Origin of the sequence: Wenzhouxiangella sp. XN24 (genome assembly GCF_011064545.1) — a bacterium.
Taxonomy (GTDB): domain Bacteria; phylum Pseudomonadota; class Gammaproteobacteria; order Steroidobacterales; family XN24; genus XN24.
Map to the genome: position 1 here is coordinate 16,656 of NZ_JAAMFG010000037.1, position 14,668 is coordinate 31,323.

Below are 14,668 nucleotides of genomic sequence, written 5' to 3' on the forward strand. Positions count from 1 at the left end.
GCAGCTCCCGGCAACGACGTACTGTGGACGCCTGTCGCTCCGATTATAGAAGCCGGAGCCGACCGGAACTCAGAGCCAGTGACCGACCACCGCCTGGAACTCGGTCGCCGGCATCGGGCGACTGATGACGAAACCCTGCACCCTGTCGCAGCCGGCGGCATGCAGGAACTCCAGCGTCTCGCTGGTTTCGACGGCCTCGGCGGTCGTCTCGAGGCCGAGTTCGTGCGCCAGCAGGATGATGCCGCGCACCAGCCTGCGCGCATCCTCGTCGTCGTCGAGATTGGCTACGAGCCGCCGGTCGATCTTGATCTCGCTGAACGGCGTCCTGTACAGGTCGGTCAGGGACGAGTTGCCGCTGCCGAAATGCTCGAGCGCCAGGCCGAAACCGTGGATGCGAAGCCGGGCGAGCATGCCGAGGAAGCCCCCGGGCGCGAGCGCGAGCCCCGGCTCCGGAATCTCCAGCACCAGGGAACGGGCGGGCACGTCGTACTCCAGCACCAGCCGGCGCAGCCGCTCGGGGAAATCCGGGTCCGTCACGAGGGCCGGCGACAGGTTGACCCCCACGCGCAGGGGCATGTCGGCGCGATGCCAGACACCCAGCTGCTGCACCGAACTGAGCAGCACGCAATCCGTGATTGCAGCGATCTGGCCTTCGGCCTCCGCCACGGGCAGGAATGCATCGGGCAGCACCATGCCGTGCTGCGGATGCTCCCACCGCGCCAGCGCCTCCGCGCCATCCGCGCGCCAGCCGGACTCGCTGCGCATCAGCTGCAGCTGGTACCACGCGCCGATCTCGCCCCGCATGACGGCCGCGCTGATGTCCTCGGCGGTGAACTCGAGTTCACCGGCAAGCGCCCGCAGGGCCACTTCCAGGCCTTCCTGCGACACGGGCTTCGCAAGAATCCCCGCCACGGCCAGGCCCTGCTGCTCGGCCATGCTCCGCGCTGCACGAACCGCGCGATCGTCCGGGCCGCCCAGCAACAGCAGGAAAGCGCCCGAGGCCGCGACCGCCGGCAGGATCTCGTTTACGGGATCATCCAGCACGGCCGGATCGAGCACGACGGCATCCGGGCCGAAACCGGCCACCGCATCCGCGATCCCGTCGCCACCCGGAATACGCCGCGCGAGCAGGCCATAGGCCGTGGCGGCCTCCTCGACCGGTTGCAGGGCGAAATCGTCGTTGCCGACGATCAGGAGCCGCCGGAGTTGAATGGTTTCGTGCACCGCTTAGCTCGCTTTGTCTTTGTCCTGGTCCAGGCGGGCGTCTCGCCCCCCGGTCTCGGAATCATTCAGCAATGGCTCGAACACGCGTTGCACGATGTCATCGAGGTGCGACCGCAAACCCTGCCGGACATCGCCCAGCTCGGCGCGCAAGCGTGCCGGCACCTGCTCCGCGGCCGCCAAAGCGGCCGCCAGCTCATCCTGCTTTTGACGCTCTGCCTCGAGGGTCTCGGCCAGTTGCTCATGCCTGCTGCGCTCGGCCTCCAGCGCTTTCGACAATTCCTCGTAGTTGGCGCGCTCGGCCTGCAGCGCTTTCGACAATTCCTCGTACCTGGCGCGCTCAGCCTGCAGCGCCTGGGCCAATTCCTCGTGCCTGCCGCGCTCGTCCTCGAGCGTCTGCGCCAGTTGTTCGTGACTGCCGCGCTCTGCTTCCAGCGTCGCCGCCAATTGTTCCTGCCCGCTGCGCTCCGCGTCCAGTGTTTCCGCAAGCTCCGCATACCGTTGCCGCTCAGCCTCCAGCAACTCGGCGAGCCGGGTGTTCTCCGTGTCGTCCACCTTGGTGGGCGCGACCTCCGCGGCGACCTCACGCTGCGCAAGGTCCGTGCAATCGACGCCGTAGACCACGAAGCCCAGCCCGTCTCCGGCGGCGCCGCGCCGGGGCGAAACGACCCAGCGCATCAGCCGGCCGTCCTCGGCATGGACGTCGCGGACGGCCGATTCCCCGCCGGCCGCGATTGCCGCGAGTGCATCACCGACGGCCTCCGCATCCGGGCGCGGCAACACCTTGAGCACGTCGCGCCCACGCACCGGCGCACGTCCGAATGCCTCCGCATGATCATTGGCCGCCAGGACTTCGAAGTCGGGCGCGACCCGGAACATCGGACCACCGAGGGCGCCGAAATCGGCCTCCAGTTCGGCGGTCGCGGCCCTCAGTTCCGTCGTCGCCTGCTGCGCCTGGGTGATGTCTTCATGGCTGACGACCGCCCCGGCGATGCCGGGATTCAGCAGCGGGTTCACGGCGATCCGCCAGCGGCGTCCCGCGGCGTCGTACTCGATGCTGAAACGATCCACCACGCCGCCGAGGACCTGGCGCACGCCACGGCGCAACGCGGTGCAATCCAGGTCGCCGAATACCTCTGGATCTTCCGATTTCTCGATAAAACGGCGGCCGGGACCGAAAGCGCGGCCGGCGTGACAGGCGGGTTCCTCGAATGCCGTCCAGGCCTGGTTGCAATCGATGATCACGGCCGAGGAATCGAGCACGGCGCGCGCCACGCGGGCCGAATCGAAGACCGCGCGCAGGAAACGGCGGCCTTGTTCGGTCTCGCGGATCCGCTTCTGTTGCCGCTGCGCGTCGGCCAGCGTGCCCGCCGCCTGCAGGAGGCGGTTCTTGTCGTCGAACTGCGCGCGGCCGCGCACGGTGCACCAGCGATAGGCGCCCCCGCCCACCTTGATGCGCGCGTCCAGCTGCCAGGGCTGGTCCGTCGCCAGGTGCTCGGCGACCTGGCGCAGCACCAGTTCCCGGTCATCAGGATGGACCCGCTCCCGCACGGCCTCCAGCGATTCGGCGCATTCCGGCGCCGGCAGCTGCCAGTCCGCGGGGTTCCTGGCGGCGAGCCAGACCTCGGACCCGCCCTGTTCGTAATGCCATGCGAGATCGCCCGTCGCGCCCAGGCTGGCAGCCACGCGCTGCTGGCGACGACGGGAGACGGTGTCGGCGCGGGCGCGCGCCACGGCGCTGTGCAGCCGATCGACGAGTCCCGCCGATTCGACGGCTTCGGGCCCGATTCGATCCTGGGCTCCGAGCGCGCGACAGGCGGCGGCGTCCGGCCCCGAACCCGCCGTGCCCAGCGCGACCACCGGCAGGTCAGGGGCGATACCGGCCAGGTCGGAAAGCAAGTGCAGGCCGTCACCCAGGCCCATGGCGAGATCCACCAGCGCGAGATCATAGCTGTCGGCCCCGAGACGCCGGCGCGCAGTGGCCAGGCTCTCGGCGCCTTCGATCATGATCAGCCCGGATTCCTCGCGCTGCAGGCCCTGGCCCACCCGGCGGATGACTTCCGGGTCGTCTGCAAGCAGCAGTATGCGCAGGGACTGGGACATCGCGGTCTGGCAATCCTTCGACGGGTGGCACGGCGAAATTACCACGAACCCGGCCCCGCGTCCTTGCGCGGGGGCTCAGATCCCGGGCACGCCGAGGATAGTCGCCCCGTCGTCCCGCGGCCAGCGTTCCCGCGGGATTGCTGTCTGGAAGTCGTCCGGCTTGACCACCAGCAAGTCGCAAGGTAGCCGGTCCAGGACGCGCTCGGCCGTGCTGCCGATGAATACGCGGCCGAAGGGATTGCGCGCGATGGCCCCCATCACGACCAGGTCCGCGGCCGTCTCGCTACAGTATTCCGGCAGCTCGATCTCCGGTCGGCCTTCGACGAGGGCGACCCGTGCGGGTGAGGCATCGACCGCGGCGAGCGCCGCGTAGACGGCTTCCCGGTGCCTTTGCTCCGTCTCGGGGTCGGCAAAGTCCGGCATCAGCGGGTGCTCGGCCTCGCCGACGAAGGCGCGGAGTTTCCGCTGCCAGGCGTGAAAAGCGTGCAACGTGCCACCGGCACCTGCAGCGAACTGGCCGGCAAGCCGCAGGATGCCGGCGTCGAGCTCCTCCCGGCGGCCATGGCGCTGCGTCGGGTCGATCGACGCGACGATCACGGGAGAATCGCGCCACGGCTTCCCGTGCGTGAGCAACACCGGCGAGGGACAATGACGCACCAGTTGCCAGTGGGCCGCGGACAGTGCCCCGCCACGGGGATCGTCCTGTCCCGGCAGCGCGACGACCAGCAGGTTCGCGGCGCGCTCCAGTACGCGGCGAATCAGGGCTTCCTCGAACGGGTGGTCCCAGACGGCGTGCGCCTCGACGTGGCCGGCGAAGCCGAGTTCCGGCGCGGCGGCCAGCAAACGCTCGACATTCCGCGCGCAGAGCGAGTCGCGCGCATGCTCCATGCTTTCCCGGGTCGCGAAATGCGCCAGCGACACGTGGGGATTGTAGACGGGACTGAACAACTCCAGCGCGGCGCCGAGTTGCCCGGCGAGGCGTGCGCCGACCTGTGCCGCGGCCAGCGATGTGGCGCGCGGATCGACACCCACCAGGATTCGTCCGAAGTTGCTCATGATGCCTTGCCGGCTGCCCTGCCCGCGACACGCGGGATGCGTCGGGCATGTCCCTACGGTTATTCTAGTCGGGCATTTGCAGACCGGCCACGCGCCCGGCCCAGCCGGGGCCCGCCAAAGGAACACCCCGAGCCGATGGATACTTCCGACACGATGCCGGCCACCGCCCCGCCCGAACAAAGCCGGCGCGCCCAGAGCAAGCTGGCGGCATTGCTGAACGCGACGCCCGATGCCGTGATCCTGATCGACGGCAACGGCATCATCGAGTCCTTCAACCCGGGCGCAGAACGGATCTTCGGCTACAGTGCGAAGGAAATCGTCGGCCAGAACGTCGCCATGCTGATGCCGTTGCCGGTCCGCTCCGGGCACGACGGCTATATCCAGCGCTACCAGCGGACCGGCGAGGCGCGCTTCATGCTGGCGCCGCGCGAGGTCGAGGCCTGTCGCAAGGACGGCTCGCTGTTTCCGGCCGAAGTCTCCGTGGGCCAGGTGGACGGCGCGGAATTGTCGAGCTTTATCGGCATCATCCGCGACATCAGCGAGCGGGTCGCCGCCGAGGCGCGGCTGCACCAGGTCGAAGCCAACCTCCTCACCGCCCAGTCGCTGGCACACGTGGGCAGCTTCGAAGGCGACTGGCCGGCCTCGGGCGCCAACTTCTGGTCCGACGAATTCTTCCGCATCGCGGGGCTCAGTCCCGACCAGGCCCCCATGAGCCAGGCGGACTTCGTCGCCCGCTTCGCGCATCCCGACGATCGCCCGCACGTCGAAGCACGCCTGGCGGAAGATGCATCAAAGTCCTCCGGCGGCGGGGAACTCGAGTACCGGATCATCCGGCCGGACGGGACCATCCGCCATATCCAGACGATCTACCAGATCGTCGCCAACCCGATCACCGGCAAGCGGCGGATCGAAGGCACGATACTCGACCAGACCTTCCGGCGGCACGCCGAGGAAGCGCTGCGGCGGGAGCGCGATCGCGCCCAGCGTTATCTCGACCTGGTGAACGTCATGATCATCGCCGTGAACCGTGCCGGGCGGATCACGCTGGTGAATCGCAAGGCCTGCGAGCTCTTCGGCACGCCGGAACACGAACTGATCGGCAAGGACTTTTTTGCCGCCTGCCAGCCGCCGGGTTTTGCCGGACGCTCGAGAATCCTCTTCGAGGAGGCGCTGGCCGGGCGCGAATCCAGTTTCAGCCTGCTGGAAGGCCCGGTCCTGACGCGCGACGGCCATACGCGACGGGTTTTCTGGCGAAACCAGTTCCTGCGCGATGACACCGGCTCCATCAACGGCGTGCTGAGCGCCGGCGAGGATGTCACTGAGCAGCGCGAGACCGAGGCCCAGCTCCGCCAGGCGGAGGAGGAACTGCGGCTGATTTTCCGCCGGGCCCCGGTCGGCATGGCGACGCTCTCGGCCGCGCACGAAATCGACGGGCATTACCTGACCGTGAACCAGGCGCTGTGCAACATGCTGGGCTACACGGAAAGCGAGCTGCTGGCCCGCTCGGTGCGCGACGTGACGCCGCCCGATGACATTCCCGATACGTTGCGCCAGTTCCGCACGCTGTTCGGCGGCGCCGATACCGTCAAGTACGAAAAGCGCTTCATCCACAAGAATGGCTCGATCGTCCACGCGCTCGTCCACCTCAGCGTCATCCTCGACCACGAGGGGCGCCCGATGCTCATCATCAGCCAGATCCTGGACCGCACCGACGTGGTGCTGGCCGAAATGGAGGCCCGCAAGCAGCGCGAACGGCTCGCCCACGTGGCGCGGCTCGGGACCCTCGGCGAGATGGCGGCGGGGATCGCGCATGAGCTCAATCAGCCGCTCGCCGCCATCGCGAACTACACGCAGGCCTGCCAGCGCCTGCTGGCGGCGGGGCAGATGGAAGCGGACGAACTCGGCGAGGTCCTGGGCCGGGTCACCGGGCAGGCGCGCCGCGCAGGCGACGTCATCCACCGGCTGCGCGCTTTCGTGCGCCGCCACACGCCCGACCGCAGGCACCGTGACGCCAACGAACTGATCGTCGAGATCCTGCCGCTGGTGGAAATGGACTGCCGCTCCCACGAGGTCGATCTGAAACTCCAGTTCCAGTCCGACCTGCCCAGGGTGCAGGTGGACGGCATCCAGCTCCAGCAGGTTCTCCTGAACCTGACGCGCAACGCCGTCGAGGCGATGAACGCCTGCGAGCCGGAGTCCCGGCGACTCGTCATCCGCACGGAGGCGCTCAGCGAAGACGAAGTGGAACTGGCGGTCGAAGATGCGGGCCCCGGCGTCCCCGACAGCCTGCTCGAACAGCTTTTCGAGCCGTTTTTCACCACGAAACCGGAAGGAATGGGGCTGGGGCTGTCGTTGAGCCGCTCGATCATAGAGGCACACGGCGGCATACTGAGATACGATTCGGGCGCCGAGCTCGGCAGTGTATTCAGGATCAGGCTCCCCACGGCCCCCGAGGAGGAATAATGGCGACAAGCGAGGCCACAGTATTCATCGTTGACGACGACGAGGCAGTCCGCGACTCCCTGGGGCTGCTGCTGCGCTCCGCCGGCTACCGGGCGCGTTGCTACGGCAGCGCCAAGGACTTCCTGAAGGCCTTCGACCCCCGCGACTACGGTTGCCTGGTGCTGGATATCCGCATGCCCGGCATGACGGGCCTGGAACTCCAGAAACACCTCACCGAGATCGGCTGCACGATTCCGATCGTGTTCATCACCGGCCACGGCGATATCCCGATGGCCGTGGAGGCGGTGCGGCTCGGCGCCGTGGACTTCCTGCAGAAGCCCTTCCGCGACCAGGAGCTGGTGGACCGGATCAACGACGCGATGAAGCAGGCCGCGCAGCAGCGCGAAGGCCAGCTCGAGCGGCTCGAGATCCTCGATCGCGTGGACAGCCTGACCGCGCGTGAAAAGCAGGTGATGGGCCAGGTCGTCCTCGGCAAGGCCAACAAGGTCATCGCCGGCGACCTCGGCGTGAGCCAGCGCACGGTGGAGATCCACCGCGCCCGCGTGATGGAAAAAATGCAGGCCAACTCCCTGGCCCACCTCGTCCGGATGGTCATGGTGGCGGAGAATCAGCCAGGCGCCTGAACCGGCGGCTTAGGTAGATGTTCGTATTTCATTGCCCGGAGCGAGTTTCAATACTCGCAGGGTAAGAAAAAGAACATGACTAAGAACGTCGCTCCGGGCCGGAGCGGCAGTGCCCCACGCCTTGCCGGTTCGAAACTATGGCCCCAGTCCCTGAAAGCAGCGCTGAGGCACACCAGGCGACCATTTGTGTCGTGGAAGGCGATGCCCGAGAGCGGGACGCGCTGGTCCAACTGTTGAGCCACCTGCAGCATGACGTCGATGCCTTTGACTCGGCGGAAGCGCTGCTGGCTGCGATCGACGAGAAACAGGCGCAGGTCCTTGTGACCGGCCTCGAGCTGCCGGGCATGAACGGTATCGAGCTGCTTCGCGAACTGCGCAAGCAGGGACGCCAGGTGCCCACGATCGTGCTGGCCGGCGAATCCGACGTGGCCACCGCAGTGGACGCCATCCGGGCCGGGGCGATGGATTTCATCCAGAAACCGGTCATCGAGCGGATCGTGCTGCGGCGCGTGCGCGACGCCCTGGCCCAACCGGTGGCCTAGTCCTCGACCCCGGCCCGCAGGAGGGCCGCTGCGCCGCAGCAAAACCCGTCGAATCAACCGCTCGCCGTCAACTTGTGACGCAGTTCCCGCCCCGCAGACGAGTACCCGTCTAGTCTGCACGAAAGCGGCGGACGGACCATGCGAACCCTACTCAAACTCATTGTTTTCGTGATTCTCGTCGGCGTGCTGGCGCTCGGCGGACTGCGCCTGTATTTCGGCGGCGGCGCACCGTATCCCGCGCTGGTAGGTTCGCCGATCGTCGCCGAAGGCGGCCTCGAGACGGTGTTGTCTCATCCGGAACCCATCGGCAACGTCGCCGTCAGCGCCGCTGGAAGGGTGTTTTTCACCGTCCACCCCGAGGGACAACCGACCGGGCCGACGCTGCTCGAATGGCGCAACGGCCGGGCGGAACCCTATCCCGCGGCGGATCTCAACGAAGCCCTGCTGGAAACTCCCCTGGGCCTCGTGGTCGATCGCTTCGAGCGCCTCTGGGTCATCGATTCGGGAACCCACGGCCTGGGCCGACCAAGAATCGTCGCGATCGATCTCACGACCGATAGGGTCGTGCATGAACACGTGTTCTCGCGAGAGGTCGCCCCCCGCGGCTCGTTCCTGCAGGACCTGCAGGTCGATCCGGCGGGACGCATGATCTACATCGCCGACACGAGCTTCTGGCGCAAGTCGCCGGCCCTGCTCGTGTACGACAGCGCGACGCGGCGCACGCGTCGCGTGCTGGAAGCGCACGCATCGACCCTCCCGCAGGACTGGACCATCCGCACGCCCATCCGCGAGATGAAGTTCCTCGGCGGCGCAGTGACGATGAAACCCGGACTGGACGGAATCGCGGTGGATCCGACCGGGCAATGGCTGGTGTTCGGCGCCATGGCGCACGACACGATGTACCGGATCCCGACCAGTGCGCTGGCAGATGAAGCACTGTCCGACAGTGACCTCGCCCAACGGCTCGAAGCCCTCGGCAAGAAGCCGTTGAGCGACGGCTTGTCCGCGGATCTGTCGGGGAACGTCTACATCACGGACGTGGAACACGGCGCCGTATTGCGCATGGCGCCCGGCGGCGGCCTCACGACCATCGTGCGCTCGCCGCGAATCCGCTGGGCCGACGGCCTTTCATTCGGCCCGGACGGCTGGCTGTATCTGGCCGACAGCGCACTGCCCCAGGTCGTGCTGCGCCCGCGCGGACACATCCGCGAACATGGCCCGTATCACGTGTACCGGTTCCGGCCGGGCACGACGGGTGTGCCCGGGCACTGACGCGTTCCTGGACGATGCGGACGCGTTCCTGGATGACTCTAGGGACATTCCGCAGGCAAGCCCGAAACTTGATCCTGGTCAATAAAACCGGTCGCCGGCAGGCATATAAATGTACCTGGCAGTCGAGACCACATGGAAGTGGCGCCGGCCGGTACGCCAAGGAGGCACCGCCGGCCGGTTTTGATGTCGGATTCTTGGCTGCCGACACTCTCCTCTTGGTTTGGGCCCTCTGACGTCAGTCCGGGGGCCTTTTCTTTGCCCGGCTCAATAATCGCCCGGGCGGATGGGGTAGACCGGGCGCTCTCCGGGCGCCTCGTAATACGGCATCATCTGGTCAGCAAGGCGCGCCAGCGTTTCCTGGCGGTTACCGGGCGACGGATGGGTGCTGAGAAATTCCGGCGGACCGGCGCCGCCCGCCTCGGCCATCTTCCGCCACAGGGAAGCGGCTGCATCGGGGTCATATCCCGCCCGCGCGGCCAGTTCGATGCCGATCCTGTCGGCCTCGACTTCCGCCGCCCGGCTGTTGGGCAGGTTGATGGCCAGCAACGCGGCGGCGGCCGCGCCGGTCATGACGCGCTGGTCGCCGGTCGCGATTCCGGCCGCAAGCACGCCCATCTGGCTGGCCATGACCACCGACATGCGCTCCGCGGTGTGATGTGCGAGCGCATGCGCGATCTCGTGGCCGATGACCTGAGCGATCTCGTCGTCGGTCGCGTCGGTCTGCTCGATGAGCCCGGTGTAGATGGCCATCCGCCCCCCGGCCATGGCCCAGGCATTGACGGTCTCGGGGTCGTCGATGACCTCGATACTCCAGTCCCAGTCGGCGGTGTTCGGATACTGCGCTATGGCCTGCGCCACGACGCGGCCGGTGATCCGGTTGACCCGCTCGACGATCTCGCCTTCGGCCTTGATCAGGCCCTTCTCGTCGAAAGCCTGCATCTGCTGCGTGTAAGCCGCGCGGGAGGAAGCGATCGCCTGGTCTGGCGAGACCAGCATCAACTGGCGCCGGCCGGTCGGGCTCGTGGCGCACGCCGCGAGGACGACGACCAGCAGGCAGGTCACGAACAGTTTTTTCACGCGGGCTCACCTCGGCAGAGTCTGCCCTGGCGCGCCTTGCGCCAGGCGTTTGGGTCGTACCTGGCGCGCCTTGCGCCAGGCGTTTGGGTCGTATGAGTCTATTCTAGGCTACCCCGGCGTCCAGGCCACCCGCGCGGGCTTGGTGTTCCCGTCCGGGACCGCTAGAGTGCCGGGCAGTTCCGCCACCTCACGGGTGAGCCGATGCTCCCGAACCAGCACACGGACGTCATCGTCATCGGCGGCGGCCACAACGGGCTCGTCTGCGCGGCCTACCTGGCCGGCCGCGGCCTGAAGGTGACAGTGCTCGAACGGCGTCCCGTCCTGGGCGGCGCGGCCGTCACGGAAACGTTTCACCCCGGGTTTCGCAACTCGAGCTGCAGCTACACGGTCAGCCTGCTGGATCCGCAAATCATCACGGAGCTGCGGCTCGCGGAACACGGGTTGCGGATCGTCGAGCGACCGCTGGCCAACTTCCTGCCGCGCGGCGATGGCACGGCCTTTCGCTTCGGCGGACCCGACACGGCCGCCGAGGTGGCGCGATTCTCGCGCCGCGACGCCGAACGGCTGCCGGCGTGGCTGGCCATGCTGGAACGGGTGGTCGTCGTACTCCGCGCGCTCGCGGGCGAGACGCCGCCGAACGTGTCGGACCGATTCGTCATGGCCGACTGGCTGGCGTCGTGGTCGGTCGCCAGGAAGCTCAAGGGTCTCGACATGCGCGGGCGGCGCGACCTGCTCGACTTGTTCACCAAGAGCGCAGGGGAGCTGCTCGACGACTGGTTCGAATCGGATCCACTGAAGGCGGTGCTCGGCTGGGACGCGATCGTCGGGAACTTCGCCAGCCCCTACACGCCCGGCACGGCCTACGTGCTGCTGCACCACGTGTTCGGCGAGGTGAACGGGAAATCCGGCGCGTGGGGCCATGCGATCGGCGGCATGGGCGCCATCAGCGAGGCCATCGCCACCGAAGCGCGCCACCGCGGCGTGGACATCCGATGCAATGCTGCCGTCGAGCGCATCGAGGTCCAGGGTGGCCGCGCCACGGGCGTGGTGCTGGCGGACGGGAGAGTGCTGCGTGCCCGCCAGGTCGTCGCCGGGGTCAATCCGAAACTGCTGTACACGCAGATGTTCGACCCGGCGGACCTGGACCCGGAGATCCTCGCGCGCTTCGGCCGCTACCGCTGTGGCTCGGGCACCTTCCGCATCAACCTGGCGCTAGCCGAGTTGCCGGACTTCCGCGCCGCGCCGGGCACCGAGTTACAGCCTCATCATGCCAGCGGGATTCTCGTGGGCGACTCGTTGCGCTATTTCGAGCAGGCCTACTTCGACGCACGCTCGCGGGAGCACAACCCGGGCTGGGCGCGTGAGCCGGTGGTGGAAATGGTGATTTCATCCACCCTGGACGACACGCTGGCGCCGCCCGGCCGGCACGTCGCGAGCCTGTTCTGCCAGCACGTCAACCCCGCACCCGAGGGCGGCTGGGACCGTCACCGCGAAACCTTCGCGGACCTGGCGATCGCCACGGTGAACCGCCACGCGCCGAATTTCGCCGCCAGCATACTCGGCCGCCGCCTTCTCTCGCCGCTGGACCTGGAGCGCGAATACGGCCTGCTCGGCGGGGACATCTTTCATGGCGCACTGGGCCTCGACCAGCTGTTCAGCGCGCGTCCGCTGCTCGGCCAGGCCGACTATCGCGGCGCCGTGCCCGACTTGTACCTGTGCGGTTCGGGCACCCACCCCGGCGGCGGTGTCACCGGGTTGCCCGGGAGGAACGCGGCGCGCGAGATCCTGCGTGACGCACGCGGTGCACGGCGCCGTCGCCGCGGTCACTCCGGCGGCTTGAAGCCCTCGACAGAGCGATAGACGAAGAAGGAATAGACCACGGGCGCGAGGACAGCCACAGCGATCACCACGGCGAGGACAATCTCATTGGCGCCAAAGATGCCCATCCCGACCAGCACCACGCCGGTCACCACCATGACCCAGCCGCCAAGCCGGTGGGTACGCCGCCAGACCTCGTCCGACGCCAGGGTCCATGGCGTGCGGATGCCGAGAAAGAAATTTCGCGTGGTCTTGCCGAGGTAGTTGCCGAGGACCACGAGCAACAGACCGACGCCGACCAGCACGGGCCGTCCCATGTCGGCACCCCACCACCCCAGCGCATGACCCAGCACGCTGACGTGGATGAAGAGCAGGAAAGCCAGCAACGCCAACTGAACGCGGTTCCAGATCGGCGCAAAGGGTTCCACCCGCCAGCCTGTGGGCGAAACTTTCGGCAGGCCCCACAGCAGCAGCCAGGTCACGAGCATGATGCCCGGCATCATGAGCACCGCGGTCAGCGGGTCGGACCAGTCGTCCGCTTCTCCGGCACGGTTGAAATGGGTGGCGACCTGTTCCGGCAACTCGCCGTAGACCAGCGCGCCGAAGCTGATTGCCAGCATGCACAGCATCAGGGAAACCCACTGGGTCGGTCGACTGCTCATCATTTCTTCCTCTCGGGCTTGAACAGGTCTGCCATCATCCGCGCCAGGTCCTCGAACACGGAGGTGTTCAGCGAATACACGACGTGCTGGCCGCGGCGCTCGGACCGCACCAGTCCGGCGGCCTTGAGCACGTTGAAGTGATGCGAAAGCGTGGCTTTCGCCTGCGGGAATTCTTCGGCCAGCTCGCCGGCGGTCGCGGGCCCGCGCTGCAATCGCCTCAACACGTCACGGCGGGTCGGGTCGGCCAGGGCCTTGAAAAGCGAATCGGACATGAAGTTCTTTTATTTAGATAATTAGATAAATATCTAAATACTCTCGCGCACGGACGGTGTCAAGCTTCTCTCGGACCCGACCTCGAAGATTCCCGCGCCGGCTCAGCTGCAGTCAGCGCAGCCCTGCTCACCGCTGCCGTCGGGCGGCGTCGCCGGGCTCAGCCCTCCGGCGGCCCACAGGGCCACTGCACGTTCCAGGTCTTTTTCCTGGGTGACGAACGCCGCAATGCCCTTGCGCGCCATCCGCCGCCGCAACCCGGGCCCCATGCTGCCGGCGATCAGCACGTCGATGTCGTCGAGCGGATGCGGCGTGTCCCCGCCGCTCTCGTGGAACGAATCTTCCTTGGCCAATTCGAGGATTTCGCGCCGGCGAATCTCCCCCGCCTCCACGTCGAACAACCAGAATTTCCGGCAACGCCCGGCGTGCTCGGTCACTTCCTTGCGGTTCTGACTCGTGACGGCGACTTTCATGAAGATCTCCGAGCGGAGCGGCGAAAACAGGATGGAGCGGGTGATGGGAATCGAACCCACGTTCGTAGCTTGGGAAGCTACTGTTCTACCATTGAACTACACCCGCAGCTCGCGCTGTGGCCGCCAATTCTACTGGCTCTGGCAGCCCTAATCCATGCCCGCATCCTCGCGACAACACACCGCCCTGCTGGTCATCGGCTTCGTGCTGTTGTGGAACTCGGGCTTCATCGGCGCCGAGTTCGGCCTGGACTACACGGGCGTCTTCACGCTGCTCTCGTGGCGCTACGGTTTGCTGGCGCTGATCTTGCTGGTCTACCTTGCGCTGCGCCGGCAGTTGTACTGGCCGGGCGCGAGAGCCGCCGGGCTCACGGCGGTCGTGGGGCTGTTCGCGCACGGCGTATGGCTGAGCTGCGTCATGCTGTCCCTGCAACTCGGCATTCCCGCGGGCATCGTCGCGCTGGTGGTGGCGTTGCAGCCGATGACGGTGGGCGCCCTGTCCGGACGGGTGACCGGCGAGCCCACCTCGGCCGGCAGCTGGGTGGGCCTGGTGGTCGGCTTCGCGGGCGTGCTGATCGCCGTGCTGGGCCGCGCGGGCCTGGACGACGGACCGTCGCTGCCGGCTTACCTGGTGCCCTTCGGCGCGGTCGTCGCCTTCACGGCCGCCAGCCTGCTGCAGCGCCGGATCGAGGTGCACAGCCCGGCAGACCACGTGCCGGTGGCGCTCGCGCTGTTCTATCAATCCGTGGCCACAGCGCTGGTCGCCGCGATTCCCGCCATCGCGCTCGAGGGCCTGGCCACACGCTGGACGCCAGAGTTTGTTGCGATCCTCGGCTGGCTGATTATTGCCGTGTCGCTCGCCGCCTATGACTTGATGTGGCGGCTCATCGAGCGCATGGACGCGACCCGCGTTGCCAGCCTGTTCTACTTCGGCCCGCCGGTGACCATGCTCATGGCATGGATCGCGTTCGGCGACACACTGCGCACCGGCGACCTGCTCGGCCTGGCGGTGATCGCCGTCGGCGTGCTGCTGGTTTACCGCACCGGCCGCGATCGGCGCAGCTGAATCTGCCCCACCCTGCGCACCGAAA

Annotated in this window: 13 protein-coding genes and 1 tRNA gene; 6 read left to right on the top strand and 8 right to left on the bottom strand. The window is 67.6% G+C overall.

Going from position 1 to position 14,668, the window contains the following annotated elements; all coding sequences use genetic code 11:
• Positions 1-69: 69 nt before the first annotated feature.
• From G6032_RS15765 to G6032_RS14585, 3 genes are all read right to left on the bottom strand, one after another.
• On the bottom strand, positions 70-1,224 hold the full coding sequence (locus G6032_RS15765) for an EAL domain-containing protein (protein ID WP_165282902.1): 1,155 nt from the start codon (positions 1,222-1,224) through the stop codon (positions 70-72).
• A gap of 3 nt (positions 1,225-1,227) precedes the next feature.
• Complete coding sequence (locus G6032_RS14580) at positions 1,228-3,324, bottom strand: response regulator (protein ID WP_165282903.1); 2,097 nt, start codon at positions 3,322-3,324, stop codon at positions 1,228-1,230.
• 75 nt (positions 3,325-3,399) lie between these two features.
• Positions 3,400-4,380, bottom strand: coding sequence for a universal stress protein (locus tag G6032_RS14585; protein WP_165282904.1), 981 nt, complete (start codon positions 4,378-4,380; stop codon positions 3,400-3,402).
• Between the two features lie 135 nt (positions 4,381-4,515).
• Here G6032_RS14585 and G6032_RS14590 point away from each other — a divergent pair, with 135 nt between their 5' ends.
• From G6032_RS14590 to G6032_RS14605, 4 genes are all read left to right on the top strand, one after another.
• The gene (locus G6032_RS14590; RefSeq protein WP_165282905.1) at positions 4,516-6,843 is read left to right on the top strand and encodes a PAS domain S-box protein; all 2,328 of its coding nucleotides are present in this window, start codon (positions 4,516-4,518) and stop codon (positions 6,841-6,843) included.
• Positions 6,843-7,466 (top strand): response regulator FixJ, encoded by a 624-nt coding sequence (fixJ, locus tag G6032_RS14595; protein ID WP_165282906.1) that lies wholly within the window; start codon positions 6,843-6,845, stop codon positions 7,464-7,466. Before G6032_RS14590 ends, fixJ begins: the two co-directional genes overlap by 1 nt.
• A gap of 137 nt (positions 7,467-7,603) precedes the next feature.
• A complete protein-coding gene (locus G6032_RS14600; protein ID WP_165282907.1) occupies positions 7,604-8,008 on the top strand; it encodes a response regulator in 405 nt (134 codons plus the stop codon).
• Between the two features lie 138 nt (positions 8,009-8,146).
• Positions 8,147-9,280: an L-dopachrome tautomerase-related protein gene (locus tag G6032_RS14605; protein WP_165282908.1), complete on the top strand. Its 1,134-nt coding sequence runs from the start codon at positions 8,147-8,149 to the stop codon at positions 9,278-9,280.
• A gap of 264 nt (positions 9,281-9,544) precedes the next feature.
• Here G6032_RS14605 and G6032_RS14610 read toward each other — a convergent pair whose 3' ends face one another.
• A complete protein-coding gene (locus G6032_RS14610) occupies positions 9,545-10,357 on the bottom strand; it encodes a M48 family metallopeptidase (protein ID WP_346763831.1) in 813 nt (270 codons plus the stop codon).
• A 201-nt stretch (positions 10,358-10,558) separates the two neighbouring features.
• Between G6032_RS14610 and G6032_RS14615 the strand changes: the two genes are divergently transcribed.
• Positions 10,559-12,217 (top strand): NAD(P)/FAD-dependent oxidoreductase, encoded by a 1,659-nt coding sequence (locus tag G6032_RS14615; protein WP_165282909.1) that lies wholly within the window; start codon positions 10,559-10,561, stop codon positions 12,215-12,217.
• On the opposite strand, the gene G6032_RS14620 is transcribed toward G6032_RS14615, so the two are convergent.
• The 4 genes from G6032_RS14620 to G6032_RS14635 form a co-directional block, all read right to left on the bottom strand.
• Positions 12,181-12,837: an SdpI family protein gene (locus G6032_RS14620; protein WP_165282910.1), complete on the bottom strand. Its 657-nt coding sequence runs from the start codon at positions 12,835-12,837 to the stop codon at positions 12,181-12,183. The genes G6032_RS14615 and G6032_RS14620 overlap by 37 nt on opposite strands.
• Positions 12,837-13,109, bottom strand: a complete 273-nt coding sequence (locus tag G6032_RS14625; protein ID WP_165282911.1) for an autorepressor SdpR family transcription factor — start codon at positions 13,107-13,109, stop codon at positions 12,837-12,839. The genes G6032_RS14620 and G6032_RS14625 overlap by 1 nt, the downstream gene beginning before the upstream one ends.
• Before the next feature lie 102 nt (positions 13,110-13,211).
• Positions 13,212-13,580: a NifB/NifX family molybdenum-iron cluster-binding protein gene (locus tag G6032_RS14630; protein ID WP_165282912.1), complete on the bottom strand. Its 369-nt coding sequence runs from the start codon at positions 13,578-13,580 to the stop codon at positions 13,212-13,214.
• A 32-nt stretch (positions 13,581-13,612) separates the two neighbouring features.
• Positions 13,613-13,686, bottom strand: a tRNA-Gly gene (locus G6032_RS14635).
• Between the two features lie 48 nt (positions 13,687-13,734).
• On the opposite strand from G6032_RS14635, the gene G6032_RS14640 reads away from it, so the two are divergent.
• On the top strand, positions 13,735-14,643 hold the full coding sequence (locus tag G6032_RS14640) for a DMT family transporter (protein WP_165282913.1): 909 nt from the start codon (positions 13,735-13,737) through the stop codon (positions 14,641-14,643).
• Positions 14,644-14,668: the final 25 nt, after the last annotated feature.

Coding starts and splice junctions, on each gene's coding strand:
- G6032_RS14620 (WP_165282910.1), bottom strand. CDS start 12,837: ATGAGCAGTCGACCGACCCAGTGGGTTTCCCTGATGCTGTGCATGCTG.
- G6032_RS14615 (WP_165282909.1), top strand. CDS start 10,559: ATGCTCCCGAACCAGCACACGGACGTCATCGTCATCGGCGGCGGCCAC.
- G6032_RS14625 (WP_165282911.1), bottom strand. CDS start 13,109: ATGTCCGATTCGCTTTTCAAGGCCCTGGCCGACCCGACCCGCCGTGAC.
- fixJ (WP_165282906.1), top strand. CDS start 6,843: ATGGCGACAAGCGAGGCCACAGTATTCATCGTTGACGACGACGAGGCA.
- G6032_RS14590 (WP_165282905.1), top strand. CDS start 4,516: ATGGATACTTCCGACACGATGCCGGCCACCGCCCCGCCCGAACAAAGC.
- G6032_RS14640 (WP_165282913.1), top strand. CDS start 13,735: ATGCCCGCATCCTCGCGACAACACACCGCCCTGCTGGTCATCGGCTTC.
- G6032_RS14580 (WP_165282903.1), bottom strand. CDS start 3,324: ATGTCCCAGTCCCTGCGCATACTGCTGCTTGCAGACGACCCGGAAGTC.
- G6032_RS14630 (WP_165282912.1), bottom strand. CDS start 13,580: ATGAAAGTCGCCGTCACGAGTCAGAACCGCAAGGAAGTGACCGAGCAC.
- G6032_RS14585 (WP_165282904.1), bottom strand. CDS start 4,380: ATGAGCAACTTCGGACGAATCCTGGTGGGTGTCGATCCGCGCGCCACA.
- G6032_RS14600 (WP_165282907.1), top strand. CDS start 7,604: ATGGCCCCAGTCCCTGAAAGCAGCGCTGAGGCACACCAGGCGACCATT.
- G6032_RS14605 (WP_165282908.1), top strand. CDS start 8,147: ATGCGAACCCTACTCAAACTCATTGTTTTCGTGATTCTCGTCGGCGTG.